At 60.0% G+C, this 15,503-nt stretch carries 17 protein-coding genes; 2 read left to right on the top strand and 15 right to left on the bottom strand.

Features of this window, described 5'->3' with window-relative positions:
• Positions 1-4 precede the first annotated feature (4 nt).
• On the bottom strand, positions 5-703 hold the full coding sequence (locus tag LHAB_RS11360; protein ID WP_090046435.1) for an ABC transporter ATP-binding protein: 699 nt from the start codon (positions 701-703) through the stop codon (positions 5-7).
• On the opposite strand from LHAB_RS11360, the gene LHAB_RS11355 reads away from it, so the two are divergent.
• On the top strand, positions 702-1,352 hold the full coding sequence (locus LHAB_RS11355) for an arylesterase (RefSeq protein ID WP_090046433.1): 651 nt from the start codon (positions 702-704) through the stop codon (positions 1,350-1,352). The two genes, LHAB_RS11360 and LHAB_RS11355, sit on opposite strands and share 2 nt — an antisense overlap.
• Positions 1,349-2,407: a tRNA 2-selenouridine(34) synthase MnmH gene (gene mnmH / locus LHAB_RS11350; protein WP_090046431.1), complete on the top strand. Its 1,059-nt coding sequence runs from the start codon at positions 1,349-1,351 to the stop codon at positions 2,405-2,407. Before LHAB_RS11355 ends, mnmH begins: the two co-directional genes overlap by 4 nt.
• Before the next feature lie 115 nt (positions 2,408-2,522).
• Here the strand turns inward: mnmH and LHAB_RS11345 are convergent, their stop codons facing one another.
• The 14 genes from LHAB_RS11345 to LHAB_RS11280 form a co-directional block, all read right to left on the bottom strand.
• A complete protein-coding gene (locus tag LHAB_RS11345) occupies positions 2,523-2,720 on the bottom strand; it encodes a hypothetical protein (RefSeq protein ID WP_090046429.1) in 198 nt (65 codons plus the stop codon).
• 10 nt (positions 2,721-2,730) lie between these two features.
• Complete coding sequence (locus LHAB_RS11340; protein WP_194943165.1) at positions 2,731-3,600, bottom strand: DUF2189 domain-containing protein; 870 nt, start codon at positions 3,598-3,600, stop codon at positions 2,731-2,733.
• A gap of 125 nt (positions 3,601-3,725) precedes the next feature.
• Complete coding sequence (locus LHAB_RS11335; RefSeq protein ID WP_090046427.1) at positions 3,726-4,982, bottom strand: PLP-dependent transferase; 1,257 nt, start codon at positions 4,980-4,982, stop codon at positions 3,726-3,728.
• A 73-nt stretch (positions 4,983-5,055) separates the two neighbouring features.
• The gene (locus tag LHAB_RS11330) at positions 5,056-5,580 is read right to left on the bottom strand and encodes a phosphoribosyltransferase (RefSeq protein ID WP_090046425.1); all 525 of its coding nucleotides are present in this window, start codon (positions 5,578-5,580) and stop codon (positions 5,056-5,058) included.
• 53 nt (positions 5,581-5,633) lie between these two features.
• Positions 5,634-6,962 carry an adenylosuccinate synthase gene (locus tag LHAB_RS11325; protein WP_090046423.1) on the bottom strand — a complete coding sequence of 443 codons (1,329 nt, stop codon included), beginning with the start codon at positions 6,960-6,962 and terminating at the stop codon, positions 5,634-5,636.
• A 17-nt stretch (positions 6,963-6,979) separates the two neighbouring features.
• The gene (locus LHAB_RS11320; protein ID WP_090046422.1) at positions 6,980-8,140 is read right to left on the bottom strand and encodes an ATP phosphoribosyltransferase regulatory subunit; all 1,161 of its coding nucleotides are present in this window, start codon (positions 8,138-8,140) and stop codon (positions 6,980-6,982) included.
• Between the two features lie 66 nt (positions 8,141-8,206).
• Entirely contained in the window at positions 8,207-8,389 is a 183-nt protein-coding gene (locus tag LHAB_RS11315) for a DUF2065 domain-containing protein (RefSeq protein WP_090046420.1), read from the bottom strand.
• Between the two features lie 3 nt (positions 8,390-8,392).
• Positions 8,393-9,292, bottom strand: a complete 900-nt coding sequence (hflC, locus tag LHAB_RS11310; protein WP_090046418.1) for a protease modulator HflC — start codon at positions 9,290-9,292, stop codon at positions 8,393-8,395.
• Between the two features lie 12 nt (positions 9,293-9,304).
• Positions 9,305-10,690 carry an FtsH protease activity modulator HflK gene (hflK, locus tag LHAB_RS11305; protein ID WP_090046415.1) on the bottom strand — a complete coding sequence of 462 codons (1,386 nt, stop codon included), beginning with the start codon at positions 10,688-10,690 and terminating at the stop codon, positions 9,305-9,307.
• A gap of 56 nt (positions 10,691-10,746) precedes the next feature.
• Entirely contained in the window at positions 10,747-11,943 is a 1,197-nt protein-coding gene (hflX, locus tag LHAB_RS11300; RefSeq protein WP_369814118.1) for a GTPase HflX, read from the bottom strand.
• Between the two features lie 43 nt (positions 11,944-11,986).
• Positions 11,987-12,250, bottom strand: coding sequence for an RNA chaperone Hfq (gene hfq / locus LHAB_RS11295; protein ID WP_082431612.1), 264 nt, complete (start codon positions 12,248-12,250; stop codon positions 11,987-11,989).
• Positions 12,251-12,320: 70 nt separating this feature from the next.
• On the bottom strand, positions 12,321-13,661 hold the full coding sequence (der, locus tag LHAB_RS11290) for a ribosome biogenesis GTPase Der (RefSeq protein ID WP_090046412.1): 1,341 nt from the start codon (positions 13,659-13,661) through the stop codon (positions 12,321-12,323).
• Positions 13,662-13,680: 19 nt separating this feature from the next.
• Positions 13,681-14,814: an outer membrane protein assembly factor BamB gene (gene bamB, locus LHAB_RS11285; RefSeq protein WP_090046410.1), complete on the bottom strand. Its 1,134-nt coding sequence runs from the start codon at positions 14,812-14,814 to the stop codon at positions 13,681-13,683.
• Entirely contained in the window at positions 14,814-15,485 is a 672-nt protein-coding gene (locus tag LHAB_RS11280) for a YfgM family protein (RefSeq protein WP_090046408.1), read from the bottom strand. Before LHAB_RS11280 ends, bamB begins: the two co-directional genes overlap by 1 nt.
• Between the last annotated feature and the right edge of the window lie 18 nt (positions 15,486-15,503).

The raw sequence follows: 15,503 nt of genomic DNA, 5'->3' as shown, positions 1-15,503 counted from the left end.
CCGATTATCGTTGGTCAGCCACTGCGCCCGGGGCCTCAGCCAACCGCCCCGCCTGAATCACCAGGCTGCGCTCACAGCGCGCGGCCAACTGTCGATCATGCGTGACCAGGACCAAGGTGGTGCCCTGCTCACGGTTGAGCGCGAACATCAAGTCCATGATGGCCTCGCCAGTGGCGTGGTCCAAGCTCCCTGTCGGTTCATCGGCCAGCAGCAAATCGGGCTGCACCACAAAAGCGCGGGCCAGGGCCACGCGCTGCTGCTCACCGCCCGACAAGACTTTGGGCAAGTGTTTCAAGCGCTCGCCCAAACCCACGCGCTGCAGCATGGCGGTGGCGGTGCTGCGGGCATCGGGGCGATCGGCCAATTCCAAAGGCAGCATCACGTTCTCGAGCGCCGTGAGGTTGGGCATGAGCTGAAAGCTCTGGAACACAAAACCCACATGCTGGGCCCGCACAGCAGCGCGTTGGTCTTCGGACAAATCAAACAGCGATTGCCCCGCCAGCACCACCTGCCCGCTGCTGGGCGTGTCCAAACCTGCGAGGATGGCGAGCAAGGTGCTTTTGCCCGAGCCGGAAGCGCCGACAATGGCGGCTGTTTCCCCGGCGTTCAATGAGAAATCGATATCGCGCAAAATGTCCAGCTGCCCACTGGCGTCTTGCACACTTTTGGAAACGCCACGCACGGCAATGATGGATTCAGGCATGCACAAACCTTTGTTGAGACGTCGCCACTTTAACTGGACCCTGCTTGCCCTTGTCAGCTGGGGCTTTGCCGCGTCGGCCCACGCCACTTCAGCCCAGCGCATTTTGGTTCTCGGCGATTCTTTGAGCGCCGAGTACGGCCTGACCCGGGGCACGGGTTGGGTGGCCTTGCTGCAAAAACAATTGGCACAAGAAAAGCCTGGCGTAGAAGTCATCAACGCCAGCATCAGTGGCGACACCACCTCGGGCGGGCGATCTCGCCTGCCTGCCCTGCTCAAGCGTCACCAGCCCACCCATGTGGTCATTGAGCTGGGCGGCAACGATGCACTGCGCGGCCTGCCCATGACCCTGACGCAAGGCAATTTGCTGGCCATGACGCAGCAAGCCCAAGCCGCCGGCGCCCAAGTTCTGCTGCTGGGCATGCAAATGCCGCCCAATTACGGCCCCGACATGGCGCGTCAGTTTGAAGCGGCCTATGCCCAAGTCGCCAAAACCCAAAAGGTGGCGCTGGTCCCTTTCTTTTTGAAAGGCGTGGGCGACGACCCCGATCCGCTCAAATGGTTCCAGCCCGACCGCATCCACCCCAACGAAGCCGCGCAGCCGCGCATGCTGGCCAACGTCTGGCCCACTTTGAAAAAACAATTGAAATGAGCCTTCACCTGATCTCAGCCTCCGATGCCATGGCCCGACTGGACCAATTCGATGCGATCCTCGACGCCCGCTCCGAAGGCGAACACGCCGAAGACCGCTTGCCTGGCGCCTTGAGTTGGCCATCGCTGAACAACGAAGAGCGCATCCGGGTGGGCACGCTGTACAAGCAAGTCAACCCTTTTGAGGCGCAAAAGGTCGGCGCAGCGCTGGTCGCGAAAAACATCGCCCGCCACATCGAAACCCAGGTGATGGACAAGCCGCGCAACTGGCAGCCTCTGGTGTATTGCTGGCGCGGGGGCAAGCGCAGCAACTCGCTGGCATTGATCCTGGGGCAAATTGGCTTCAAGGTGCACCTCATTGAAGGCGGCTACAAGGCCTTTCGCAAAGAGGTGATGGAAGACACACCCCGCCAAGCTCAGCGCCTGCAGTTCAAGGTGCTGTGCGGGCCCACCGGTTCGGGCAAAACGCGCATGCTGCAAGCGCTGGCGCAAGAAGGCGCGCAGGTACTGGACCTCGAAGCCATTGCCTGCCACCGCAGCTCGGTGCTGGGCCTGATTCCCGGTACGCCGCAGCCCACCCAAAAGGCGTTTGACACGCAGGTGTGGGACGCCTTACGCGGCTTCAGTGCCGATCGCCCGGTGTTCGTCGAAGCCGAAAGCAAAAAGGTGGGCAATCTGGCGGTACCCGATGCGCTGATGGCCGCCATGCGGGCCAGCCCATGCCTGAAGGTGGACCTGTCGCTGGAGAATCGGGTGAATTTGCTGCTGGAGGACTATGCGTTCTTCACACACGACCGTGCCCTTTTTGCCGACCGGCTGGAGCGCCTCACGGCCCTGCGCGGCAAGGCCGTGGTGCAAGGCTGGCAAGAACGCATCGAGCGGGGCGAAATGCGCGAGGTGGTGACCGAGTTGCTCTCAGGCCATTACGACCCAGGCTACGAGACATCGACGGGCCATAACTTTGTGCATTACGCCCAAGCCCCGCGGGTCACCCCTGCGAGCCACAGCATGGCGGACATGCTGGGTGTGGCCAAGCAACTGGTGTCAACGGCCTGACTGCAGGAGCCTTGTTCTGTAGCCCAGTCATGGGCTTATTGGCTGAACTGGAGGCCCACCGGTCTAAGCCAACCAGAGTGACATGGCGACAGGGCGGATGGCCGCACCCCTGGTGTCAGGGGGCCGGCGTGGGTGTTTCGGCCGCACCCGGCGCTGCGGTGTTGGCATCAACCTCATCACCATCGACCTCGGAGCCGTCTTCAGGCAACAGGCCCGATTTGCGGTCGGATTTGGCCTTGAGCTTGTCTTCTTTTTTGCGTTTTTTGGCCAGTTCTTTCTGGCGTTTTTCGAATCCGTAGTTGGGTGTGGCCAAGGTGGCTCCTTTAATTTGTGCTGCCCAATGTAACAGCTTCTTCAGGGCATTCTTCCCACTCGACACTGCCGCGGTAAGCGTGCCAGCTGGCATGGCCAAGCCAGGGCCCCACCACGATGATGCCCAAGGCCCAAGGCCACAAGGCCGCCAGCACCAAAATGCTCAGCAGCAAGCCCCACAGCAGCATCACACCCGGGTGCGAAAAAACCACCCGCATGCTCGTGAGCACCGCCGAAATGGCATCGGTGTCGCGGTCCAAAATCATGGGGATGGACACCACCGACAGGCCATAAACCAAAGCGGCGAACACGCCCCCCACCGCCAGGTAAACCATCAAGAATTCGATGTTTTGCGGATTGAACACCGCTTCGATCACCCCCGTGGTGGAAGGCATGCTGGTGTTGAAAAACACCGCAAACACCACCAGGGACGCCCTGCCCCACAGCAGCTCCAGCACCATCAAGACCAGCACCAGCATGGCCATGCTCCGGATGTGTTGATCCCAGCACATGAGCGACGAGGCCATCTCGGGCAACTCGCCGCGCTCGCGTTTGCGGCTGACCTCGTACAGGCCCATGGCCATGAACGGCCCCACCAGCAGACAGCCAGAAACCAGCGACAAGGTGTACTCGGGCCTGTGCTTGAACACCAGGGCCAACACCTGCGCCATGCCCCAAAAGCACAGGCCATAAAACAAGGCAATGCCCGGGTGCTGGCGCAGGTCGATCAGGCCCCGCGCCAGCCAACGAAAAGGATCTGACAAACCCAGGGGCCGCATGTGCGAGCGCGGCCCTACGGGCGGTGGCAACTCATAGGGCGAGGCCATCGTGGGCAGGTCTGTCACCTGGGCAGCTTCAAGAGACTTGGCATCGGTGCTCATGGACACATCCATCTGACATCACAAAGGTTTTCAGGTTACCCCCACAGAGACACTTTGAACAGTCAGAAAAGCCCCAACTCGGTGTGTCCTGGGCCACCCAACTGCCCAACATGGCAGAGGGGAGTTCAGGCCATGGGCAAATGCGCCTGCACAGCTTGATGCAAGTCAAGAATCAAGTCATGCGCCGACTCCAGACCGGTCGAAAAACGCACCAGGGTGCCGGGCTTCAAATGGCCAGGCCAGGCCTGACGCATCGAGGCGATGTCATAAGGCACCACCAAGCTCACCGGGCCACCCCAGCTGTAGCCGATCTTGAAGAGTTTTAGGCCGTCACAAAACGCGTCCACCTGCGCTTGGCTGAACCGCGCATCGATCATGACGCTGAACAAGCCGGCGGCCAGCCCCGTGCCAGGCACGCGATCGCACAGGGCCTGCCAATGGGCATGGCCCGGTGCCCCTTCAAAGGCCGGGTGCAGCAGCTGAGTGCATGGCAGCTGCGCTTGCCACCAGGCGGCCAGGGCGCGGGCGGTCTGGTCATGCGCGGCATAACGCAGCGCCATGCTGGGCAAAGAGCGCAGCACGGTTTCGGCGTCGTTCGCCGCCACGCCCAAGCCCAGTCGCATGTGGCAAAGCTTGATCTGAAGGTGCAAAGCCGCATCGCGGGTGATGACGCTGCCCATCAACACGTCACCGCCGCCGCTGGGGTATTTGGTCAATGCGTGGGCGCTGATGTCCACCGCCAGGCTGCCTTCACTGCCTGCACCATCGCCCAGCAAATCAAATGGCTTGAAGGCCAAGCCAGCCCCCCAAGTGTTGTCCAGAGCGCACAAGACGCCGCGCTCGCGGCAGCGGCGCACCATCTCGGGCAAATCGGGAAACTCCATGCTGACCGAGCCAGGCGCTTCGAGCCACACCAGGCGGGTTCGTTCGGTGATCTGCCCAGACAGGTCATCCGGGTCCATCGGATCGTAAAACCGGTGCGTGATGCCAAAGTACCGCAACTCAGCACCGGCCAGCGCCTTGTTGGGGCCGTAGGCGTTGTCTGGAATCAGGACTTCATCGCCGGTTTTGAGCACCGACAAGGCCACCAGGGCCAAAGCCGCCAAGCCACTGGGCACCAGCACGCATTGCAGGCCGCCTTCCAAGCTGCACAAACGCTCTTCCAGCATGTAGGTGGTGGGCGTGCCGTGCAGGCCATAGGTGTAAGCCGACTTGTCTTTCCATTCGCGCTGGCGCATGTCAGCCACGGTGGGAAAGTAAACCGTCGAGGCCTTGAACACACCCGGCTGGGGTGCGTCAAAACCGGCTGGCGGTGTGTAGGGATGGTGAATCAGGCCGGTCGAGGTGCCCATGAATGAGGAAGCTGTCGGTTCGTCTTGCATCCGCGCATCCTAATGCAAACAGCCTCCCAAAAGGAGGCTGTGGTCGGTTCAGGCAGGGTATGTCCGAGGGCGCTCAGACGCTCCACTTTTCGATCAACTTCTCGGGGCGCATGTTGTCATACGGCTCAAAGGGTTGGTGAATCCAGGGGTTGGTGGGCAAATCATCCACCGAATAATCGGGCTTGAAAGTGGACACACCTTTGGTCCAGATCACAGCGGTGCGCAACTCGGTCACAGGTTTGTAGTTGTTTTTCAACTGATCAACCACCGCGCGCAGGGTGTGGCCTGTATCGGCCAGATCGTCCACCAGCAAAACTTTGCCCGCGATCTCGCCTTTGGGGGTGGTGATGTAGCGGGCGATGTCCAGATGCCCTTGCACCGTGCCAGCTTCTGCGCGGTACGAGCTGGTGGACATGATGGCCAATGGTTTGTCAAAGATGCGCGACAGAATGTCGCCGGGGCGCATGCCGCCACGGGCCAGGCAAAGGATGTTGTCAAATTGCCAGCCAGATTGATGGATCTTGATGGCGAGTTTTTCGATGAGGTTGTGGTACTCGTCGTAACTCACGTACAGGTGCTTGCCGTCTTCGGTCAACATGGGGTGAACTCCATTGAAAAATCAGTCAGGGTAAAAAAATCAGGCGAATGCGATCAGGCCGCAAAGGGGTTGTGCAACAAAATGGTGTGGTCGCGGTCAGGGCTGGTGGACACCACGTGAACGGGCACACCGGTCACCTGGGCTATGCGGTCCAGGTAATAACGGGCCGTGGCCGGCAGCTTGGCCATCTCGGTCACGCCCACGGTGGTCTCGGTCCAACCGGGAATCACTTCGTAGATGGGCTTGCAGCGAGCAATTTCGTCCGCGCCCATGGGCAAAATGTCGATGGTTTCGCCGTCCAACTCGTAGCCCGTGCACAGCAGCAACTCTTTCAAACCGTCGAGAACGTCGAGCTTGGTGATGCACAAACCGCTCAAACCGTTGACCTGCGCACTGCGCTTGAGCAAGGCCGCATCGAACCAGCCGCAGCGGCGTGAACGGCCTGTGGTCACGCCTTTTTCAGCGCCCACGGTAGACATGTGGTAACCGGGTGTGCCTGGGGTTTCCCAGTCGAGTTCGGTTGGGAATGGACCGCCGCCCACGCGCGTGCAATAAGCCTTGGTGATGCCCAAAATGTAGTGCAGCATGCCAGGGCCCACGCCAGCCCCGGCAGCGGCATTGCCGGCCACGCAGTTGCTGGACGTCACAAACGGGTATGTGCCGTGGTCCACATCGAGCAAGGTGCCTTGTGCGCCTTCAAACAGCAAATTGGCGCCCGCCTTGTGCGCATCGTTCAACTCGCGCGAGACGTCGGCCACCATGGGCAGCAGCTCTTTGGCGTAGGCCATGGCTTCGTTGTAGGTGCTGTCAAAGTCCACCGGCGCAGCGCCCAGGATATTGACCAGGATCTCATTGTGCAAAGCCAGGTTTTCGCGCAGCTTGGTGGCGAAACGTTCGGGGTATTTGAGGTCCTGCACGCGCAGGGCACGGCGCGCCACCTTGTCCTCATAGGCGGGGCCAATGCCACGACCGGTGGTGCCAATTTTGGCGGTCCCGGCCTTTTCCTTGGCGGCTTCACGGCCGACATCCAGGGCGACGTGGTAGGGCAAGATCAGCGGGCAGGCCTCGCTCACGCGCAAGCGGGAGCGCACCTCGACACCGGCTTTTTCAAGGCCTGCAATTTCTTCGAGCAGCTTGGGCACCGACAAAACCACACCGTTGCCGATGTAGCACTTGACGCCTGCGCGCATGATGCCGCTGGGAATCAGGTGCAAAGCGGTTTTCACGCCATTGATCACCAAGGTGTGGCCCGCGTTGTGACCGCCCTGGAAACGCACCACGCCCTGGGCGCTTTCGGTCAGCCAGTCGACCAGTTTGCCTTTGCCCTCGTCGCCCCATTGGGTGCCCACGACGACCACGTTACGGCCTTGCAACTTGTTCATGCTTGAAATGTTCTTTCTCAAAGAGCCTGTACCAACCACTGCCCTGCCGCTTCGATCAACTCACGGTCACAATGGAATTCGTCCACTTCGCTTTCGTGGCCCGGCAACACGCAGACCACGGTTTCGCCACGGCTGCGCAGCGCAGCGATGGCCGCGCGCAAGGAAGCCGACTGGCCCCAAGGGGCGCGGATGGCTGCACGCAAAGCCAGAGGCTGAACGGCAGCCACCAATTCTTTCAAATCGAGGCTGAAACCCACGGCCGGACGGTCCCGGTCGATGCGGTGGCCAAAGACCGCACCCACGCCGTCGTAACGCCCGCCACGGGCCAGGGCGTCCGAAGCTCCTTTGGCATAAATGGCAAAGCGCATGCCGCTGTAATAGGCGTAGCCTCGGGAGTCGCCCAGGTCAAAACTGACGGCCACACCCGGGATCTGCTCGGCCAACCAGCGCAATTGCGCCAAGGCCTGGGTGATTTCGGGGTCGTCAGGCAAGCGCGATGCAGCCCGGTCTAAAACACCGATATCGCCGTACAAATCAACCAGGGCCAACAGCCCCTCTCGCGCCGCGGGGGTCAAACCGGTGCTCAAACGGGCCACCGCCGAAGCGTCCTTGCTCGCCAAAGCGGCATGCAGGGCGTGGCGTTGCACTTCGCTCAAAGGCTGGTCTTGCAGCAAGCGGTTCACGATGCGGGCATCGGCCAGGTCCACCTGCAGCCCGGATGCACGGCCAGCGGCCAGACAGGCCAGCGCCAATTGCAGAATTTCCAGATCGGCTTCAGGGCCGGCATGGCCGTAGATTTCAGCGCCCAGTTGCAGCGGCTCGCGGGTGGCGTGCGGACGTGCTGGACGGGTGTGCAGCACGGGTCCACAGTAGCAAAGACGGGTCAGTGAGGTGCGTCCCAGCAAATGGGCGTCGATGCGTGCCACCTGGGGGGTCGTGTCGGCACGCAAACCCAAGGTGCGGCCCGAGAGTTGGTCGACCAGCTTGAAGGTCTGCAAATCCAGGGCTTCACCCGTGCCGGTCAGCAGGGATTCCAAATGCTCCAGCAGCGGCGGCATCACCAGCTCGTAGCCATAGCCACGGGCGGTGTCCAGCAGTTCGCGACGGAGTTCTTCGATGTGACGAGCCTCGGAAGGCAAGACATCGGCAACGTGATCCGGGAGGACCCAAGCAGACATGGGGATGGAGGGGGACTGTTAAAAACGAGATTTTACCGGCTGGAAAGCCCGTTTCCGGGTTTGCGCTCAGGAAACAAACCAGAACAACAAGCCGGTGATGACCATGGCCATCCCAAAGAACCGGATTTGCCCATCCTCGAGCTGCAGCAGCTGCTCAAACAGGCGACGCCAATTCGATGGTGAGACCATGGGCATCAAGCCCTCCAGGATGAGCATGAGGCCCAACGCCAGCAGGAGGGTGTCCAGCAAGATTTACTTCCGGGCAGGCGTGTTGCCGGGTGTGCCGCGCATGCCCTTGAAAAATTCGGAGCTGCCGGGATCGAGCACCATCACGTCGCTCTTGCTGGCAAAGCTGGATTTGTAGGCCTCTAGACTGCGGTAAAACTGCGCAAACTGGGGGTCGCGACCAAATGACTCGGCATACAAACGGGCCGCTTGGGCATCGCCCTGACCTTTGATCTTTTGGGCATCGCGGTAAGCATTGGCAATCGTCACCTCGCGCTGTCGGTCGGCATCGGCGCGGATTTTTTCACCCTCGGCACCGCCGGTCGAGCGCAGTTCATTGGCCACGCGCTTGCGCTCGGCTTCCATGCGGCGGTAAACCGATTCGGTGATGGTGTCCACATAGTCGGCGCGTGTGATGCGCACATCCACCACATCCACCCCCCATGGCTTGGCACCCTTGACCACCACCAGAACGGCGGCTTTGACATCGTCCATCAGCTCTTCCCGCTTCAAAGAAAGCAATTCCTTGACGGTCCGCTTGTTGATCTCTTCCTGGAAGGCATTGCGCACCACCCGGTTGAGCTGGTTGGTGCCCGCCTTCTCGTCCAGGCCCACGTTGCGAATGTAAGCCTGTGGGTCGGTGATGCGCCAGCGCACATACCAATCGATCACCACACGCTGCTTTTCAGCCGTGAGCATGGGCTCGTTGTCGGGGCTGTCCAAAGTCAGCAAGCGCTTGTCGATGTAGTTGACGTTTTGCAGCGGCGGCGGCAACTTGAAGTGCAAACCTGGCTCGGTGATGACTTCCTTGATCTGACCCAGGGCATAAACCACCCCGAATTGGCGCTGGTCAACCACAAACACGGTCGAGCTGAACAGCACAAAGGCCACCAGCAAGCTCGATATCAACAATCCAATGCGATTCATTTTTATTTGTCCTTATCGTGGATCGCGGTCACGCGAACGCTGGAGGTCGCGTGAACGTGTGTCCACAGCCCCGTTGTTGACCGAATTGCCATTGGCAGGCCCAGCGGGCACATCCACGGCGGGAGGTGCAGCGGCAGCCACTTGCTGCATGATCTTGTCAAGCGGCAGGTACAAAAGGTTCGAGCCCTGCTTGCTGTCCACCAGCACCTTGGTCACGTTGCTGTAAATCTGCTGCATGGCGTCGGTGTACATGCGGTCACGCATGACTTGCGGCGACTTTTGGTATTCAGGCAAGATGGTCTTGAAGCGTTGCGAATCACCTTCGGCTTGCGCCACGATGCGTTCGCGGTAAGCATCGGCCTCTTCTTTCAAGCGCGAAGCCGCACCCACAGCCCGGGGCACGACATCGTTGGCATAGGCTTGGGCTTCGTTTTTGGCGCGTTCGCGCTCCTGACCGGCCTTGAGCACATCATCAAACGCTGCCTGAACCTGCTCGGGTGGGCGCACGCCGCCTTGCTGCAAGTTGATGCCCACCACTTCAATGCCCACTTTGTAGCGGTCAAGGATGGTCTGCATTTTTTCACGCACGCGGGGCGCAATCTGGTCGCGTTCCTCGGCCAAGGCCGAGTCCATTTTCATTTTGCCCACCACCTCGCGCACCGCCGTTTCAGCAGACTGAACCACGGCTTCGGTCGGATTGCGGCTTTCGAACAGGTAAGCGCGGGCATCATTGAGTCGGTATTGAACGGCAAACTTGATCTCGACAATGTTCTCGTCCTCGGTCAACATGGCCGATTCGCGCAGGCCCGTGGCCTTGATGATGTTGTCACGGCCAATGTCCACCGAACGGATTTGGGTCACGAACACCAGTTCCTGGCGTTGAATGGGGTATGGCATCCGCCAGTTGAAACCGGCACCCACTGTGGAGTGGTACTTGCCAAACTGCGTGATCACGGCTTGCTGGCCTTCTTGCACGATGAAGAATCCTGTGCCTAGCCAGACCAACAAGGCGCCCGCCAGAATCACACCCAAGCCCAGATTTTTCAAGAAAACAGGCATGCCAGGTCCGCCCGATCCGCCGCCGGAGCCACCCGGGCCTTGGGGTTTTTGAGGTCCGCCCTTGCCGCCAAACAACTGGCCCAACTTGCGGTTGAAGTCGCGCCAGAGCTCGTCCAGGTCAGGGGGGCCGCTTTGTTGCTGCTGCGAACCACGACCGGGTGCTTGCTGCCAAGATTCTGGCTTGGAGCCCGGTGGCGGCACATCGCCTGCAGGCTTGTTGCCCGAGTCCGCTGTGGATTTGTCGTCGTCCCGACCCCAACGTGGGTCATTCAGATTGAACATGCCTCGGATCTTTGCGGGAAGCAAGGACCATCGCAGGGCTGGCAGGTGAAAATTCATGGTGAAGAGTCTTTGTCAGGATGACGAATCCGCATTGTGCCGAATTCGGTTGGACTTCATGGCAGATCACCCGGATATTCCCGGGTCAAGTCACGGGGATCTGCGGCTTCAGAAATGGTGGGGGGCAAGGCCTTTTTGACGATGTCGGACAAGGCAGAACGCAACAAGTCCAAACCCTTCCCCGATTGGGCGCTCAAAAATACACGGGGAACGGGCACGCCGTCCAGCTCGTATTGATCCTGCAATTGAAGGGGGTAAAGCTGCGGTGGCAGGGCGTCGAGTTTGTTGAAAACCAGCAGTTGAGGGACATGCTCGGCGCCGATTTCGGTCAGCACTTTTTGCACCTCGGTCATCTGCTCCGGAAAATCCGGGTTGGATGCATCGACCACGTGCAGCAGCAAATCTGCCTCGGTGGCTTCTTGCAGTGTGGCCTGAAAAGACTCGACCAGACCGTGCGGCAAATCACGGATGAAACCCACCGTGTCGGACAAGGAGACAGAGCGTCCCGCTTCACCCAGGTAAAGCTGGCGTGTGGTGGTGTCCAAGGTGGCGAACAGCTGGTCGGCTGCATAGGCACGGGCTTTGACCAAAGCATTGAACAAGGTGGACTTGCCCGCGTTGGTGTAACCCACCAAAGAGATGTTGAAGGTGTCGCGCCGCTCGCGCTGGCGGCGCTGGGTGTTGCGCTGCTTTTTGACCTTGACCAATCGCTCCTTGATGCGCTTGATCGAATCATTGATCATGCGGCGGTCCAGCTCAATCTGCGTCTCACCAGGTCCGCCGCGCATGCCAATGCCGCCGCTTTGACGCTCCAAGTGCGACCAACGGCGCACCAAGCGGGTGCTCAGATACTGCTGACGCGCCAGCTCCACCTGGAGTTTGCCCTCGTGGCTGCGCGCACGCTGGCCGAAAATTTCAAGGATCAACAAGGTGCGGTCGTTCACCGGCAAGCCGATGTGGCGCTCCAAATTGCGCTGCTGCGCCGGACTCAAAGCCTGGTCAAACAGCACCTCGACCGCCCCGTGCAGCAGGGCCAAGGCCTTGATTTCATCGGCCTTGCCGCTGCCCACAAAGAGCGCTGGGTCAGGGGCCTTGCGTTTGCAAGTCAGACGCGCCACAGGTTTCAAGCCGCCGGATTCAGCCAAAAGACCGAGTTCTTGCAAGTCGCCATCAAAATGGGGCAGCCCAAAGTCAACGCCGACCAGTAAGGTCGGCGGGGTTTTTTGGAAGGATATTTCAGACAATGTCAGCAACCAGCATCGGCGGGGTCACACCGCCGGGCAAGCCCAAACCACATCAAGCGGTGATTTCACCCGTTTCGGGGGTGCTGAAGGTGACGGAGCGGCCAGGCACGATGGTCGAGATGGCGTGCTTGTAGACCATTTGGGTAACTGTATTGCGCAAAAGCACCACGTATTGATCAAAAGACTCGATCTGACCTTGGAGCTTGATGCCATTGACCAGGTAAATCGAAACCGGCACATGCTCGCGGCGCAGTGCATTCAGAAAGGGGTCTTGCAAAAGTTGACCTTTGTTGCTCACGATATTCTCCGTGTTCAGAAGTTTTGAAGTCAAGACCTTACCACAGGGGCAAAAGTCAATTCGGTAGAAGTCTCAAATTCCTCAAATCTCAACTGGATTCCTTGTCGGCAAAGGGGTTCACCGAGGTTTTCATTTCAATGCGCAAAGGTGTACCCGACAGGTTGAAGGCTTTGCGAAAGCGCCCCTCCAGAAAACGCTTGTAAGTATCGGTGACGTGCTCGAGCGAGTTGCCATGGATCACGATCACAGGCGGGTTCATGCCGCCTTGGTGCGCATAACGCATCTTGGGGCGGAACATGCCGCCACGCTGCGGGCTTTGGAACTGCACCGCTTCAAGCAGCAAGCGCGTCAAGATGGGCGTGCTCATCTTGCACATGGCCGATTTGTGGGCCTGCACGATCGAGTTCCAGACCGGGCCTAAACCTTGGCGTTTCTTGGCCGAGATGAAGTGCATGTTGGCAAAACTCAAAAACGGCAAGCGGTTCTCAATCGAGCGCTGGACCAATTGGCGCTGGTATTCGTCGATCGCGTCCCATTTGTTCACGGCCAGTACCATGGCGCGGCCGCTTTCCAGGGCATAACCGGCAATGTGGGCGTCTTGGTCGGTCACGCCCTGCTCGGCATCCAGCAGCAGCAACACGACATTGGCCGATTCGATCGCCTGCAGGGTTTTGACCACCGAAAACTTTTCGATGGCTTCAAACACCTTGCCTTTGCGGCGTAATCCGGCGGTATCGATCAGCTCAAACTTCTGACCTTGGCGCTCAAACGGCACGCTGATCGCATCACGCGTGGTGCCCGGCATGTCAAAAGCCACCAGGCGCTCTTCACCCAGCCAAGTGTTGATCAGGGTGGACTTGCCCACGTTGGGGCGACCGGCCACCGCCAGTTTGATGACCGAGGGGTCTTCTTCGGTCTCCTCGGGTTCATCGGGCAAATTCAGCGACTCGAAAGCCAACTCCACCAGGCCACGTGTGCCCTGCCCGTGCGCTGCCGAGATGGCGATCACCTCGCCGAGACCCAGTTCGTAGAACTCGGTCAGCTGGATGCCTTCGAGCATGCCTTCGGCCTTGTTGGCCACCAACAAGCAGGGTTTGCCGATCTTGCGCAGGTATTTGGCAATGTCATGGTCTTGCGCCGACAGCCCACCGCGGGCGTCCACCACAAAAATGACGATGTCCGCCTCGGCCACGGCCTGCTGCGTCTGCTTGGCCATCTCTTTGTAGATACCAGCGCTGGCATCGGGCTCAAAACCGCCCGTGTCAATGACGATGAATTCCTGACGGCCTTGTTTGCCATTGCCGTAATGGCGGTCACGTGTCAGGCCCGCAAAATCGGCCACGATGGCATCCCGGGTCTTGGTGAGGCGGTTGAACAGCGTGGATTTGCCCACATTGGGGCGGCCAACGAGGGCCAGTACAGGTTTCACTTAAAAATTTTCCGATCCATCATTCAGGGCGAAATCCAAAAACGCCCCCGGCGCGTGTCACCACCACCAAAGTCTGCCCAGCGGCCACCGGCTTGCCCATGATGGCACTGCCATCCGTGCTCAAACGCTGCAAGGGCTTTCCGTCTTGTCGAGACAGGAAGTGAACCAAGCCATTGTCATCGCCCATGACCACCGAGCGACCCAGCACCAAAGGTGCACTCAGGCCCCGAAAACGCAAGGCATCCTGAGTCCATGCAGGCTGTCCGCCCTGGCGCTGCCAAGCCAACACCTTGCTGTCTGATTCCACACCAAACACCCACTTGTCATCCCCATCCAGGCCTTCATGGCCTTGTGCAGGACGCGTCCACAAGGTGGTCCCGCGGTTGGCATCCACACAGGCCACCGACGACTGGAAGGCGCGCACGCACAGGGTTTGTCCTTGACGGCTAGCCCCTGCAACCAAGTCCACCAGTCGCTCGACTTCGTTCGTGCCACGCGTCGATCCAACCAGGGTTTCCCACAATACAGCACCCGTATTCGGGTTCAGAGCGGCCAAACGCCCACCCCAACCGGCCAGCAAAGTGTCACCCAAGGGCATCAGCAAACCGGCTTGTTGCAACACCAAAGGGTCTCCGGTGCGCTGCTGGCTCCAAAGTTTTTGGCCCGAAGCACCGTCGAGTGCGGTGACCGCACGGTCCGCCGTCAACACAAACACGCGTGCACCCGCGACCACAGGTGCGGTGTAAGACAGGGCAGACAAACGGTAACGCCAAACGACCTTGCCCGACTCGATGGCGACGACCTCGTTGTTTCGGGTGATCACCGCAAAACGCTGACCGTCACCGCTGACGCCCGCTTGGATGGGGCTGTCCAATTGGAGTCGCCAAACGTCCTTGCCGCTGGAGGCGTTGATCAAGGCCACCTGACCCTGAGTCGAAGCCACCGCCACTTGATCACCATGCACCGAAGCGAACAAAGGTGTGGTGACAGGCCCCAAGGTCGTGGACCAGGCCTTTTGCACGGTCAATTCGCCGCTGACGGCAGGCAGCTCGGCTGGCTTGGGCTTGTCGGGCGAACTCGAGCATGCCGCGATCGACATGGCCAAGGCCCCCAACAAGGCCCAACGGGTCCAGGTGTTTGACAAGACAGACATCACTTTGGGGCCTCCGAAACAGCAGCCGCATCAGGATCGATGCCCAGTGCGTTGAGCTTGGCTTGGACCAAACGCCGGTAATCAGGGGTGTCTGCCAGTTTTTTCCAGGCTTGCTGGTAAGCAGCGATGGCTTCGGCACGTTGGCCTTTGGCATGGAGCACATCGCCGCGCAAATCCGCGGCCAAGCCTGACATCTCAGGCGTGAATTCCAGAGTCAGCAGCTTCAAAGCCTCGTCATACGCCTTGACATCGAGTTGCAGTGAAGCCAAACGCAAACGCGCAATGTCGCGGTAGGCTTTGTCAGAAGCGCCTTGGGCCACCCAGCTCAGTGCATCGCGAGCGGCTTCGGCTTTGCCTTGTGCATGCAGTGCTTTGGCCGCCAACAAGGCCGATTGCTGGGCAAACTGGGTTCGCCCAAACTTGTCCTTCATGTCCGCCAGGCTGCGCTCGACCCGGCTGATGTCCCCGGAGGCCACTGCCCGCTCGACCTCGTCATGAAGCGCAGCGGCCTTGGTGGCCTGAGTCCGCTCCCAGTACTGGTAACCGTTCCAGGCAGCAAAGCTGCCCAAAACAGCGATCAGCACCCAGGAAATCAGGTTGCCCCAGGTCTTCCAGAAGTGTTTGATCTGGTCAAGTTGTTCTTGTTCATCGAGGTCGAGTGCTTTGGCCATGGTGTGTTGGTTGCTGTT

Source organism: Limnohabitans sp. 2KL-27 (genome assembly GCF_001269345.1).
GTDB lineage: Bacteria > Pseudomonadota > Gammaproteobacteria > Burkholderiales > Burkholderiaceae_C > Limnohabitans_A.
The sequence above is the reverse complement of the archived record's forward strand: the minus strand, read 5'-3'. Positions and strand labels throughout refer to the sequence as shown.

Excerpts from the sequence above, each read along its gene's own strand:
- LHAB_RS11355 (WP_090046433.1), top strand. The coding sequence starts at position 702 with ATGCACAAACCTTTGTTGAGACGTCGCCACTTTAACTGGACCCTGCTT.
- LHAB_RS11360 (WP_090046435.1), bottom strand. The coding sequence starts at position 703 with ATGCCTGAATCCATCATTGCCGTGCGTGGCGTTTCCAAAAGTGTGCAA.
- mnmH (WP_090046431.1), top strand. The coding sequence starts at position 1,349 with ATGAGCCTTCACCTGATCTCAGCCTCCGATGCCATGGCCCGACTGGAC.
- LHAB_RS11340 (WP_194943165.1), bottom strand. The coding sequence starts at position 3,600 with ATGAGCACCGATGCCAAGTCTCTTGAAGCTGCCCAGGTGACAGACCTG.
- LHAB_RS11335 (WP_090046427.1), bottom strand. The coding sequence starts at position 4,982 with ATGCAAGACGAACCGACAGCTTCCTCATTCATGGGCACCTCGACCGGC.
- LHAB_RS11330 (WP_090046425.1), bottom strand. The coding sequence starts at position 5,580 with ATGTTGACCGAAGACGGCAAGCACCTGTACGTGAGTTACGACGAGTAC.
- LHAB_RS11325 (WP_090046423.1), bottom strand. The coding sequence starts at position 6,962 with ATGAACAAGTTGCAAGGCCGTAACGTGGTCGTCGTGGGCACCCAATGG.
- LHAB_RS11320 (WP_090046422.1), bottom strand. The coding sequence starts at position 8,140 with ATGTCTGCTTGGGTCCTCCCGGATCACGTTGCCGATGTCTTGCCTTCC.
- hflC (WP_090046418.1), bottom strand. The coding sequence starts at position 9,292 with ATGAATCGCATTGGATTGTTGATATCGAGCTTGCTGGTGGCCTTTGTG.
- hflK (WP_090046415.1), bottom strand. The coding sequence starts at position 10,690 with ATGAATTTTCACCTGCCAGCCCTGCGATGGTCCTTGCTTCCCGCAAAG.
- bamB (WP_090046410.1), bottom strand. The coding sequence starts at position 14,814 with ATGTCTGTCTTGTCAAACACCTGGACCCGTTGGGCCTTGTTGGGGGCC.
- LHAB_RS11280 (WP_090046408.1), bottom strand. The coding sequence starts at position 15,485 with ATGGCCAAAGCACTCGACCTCGATGAACAAGAACAACTTGACCAGATC.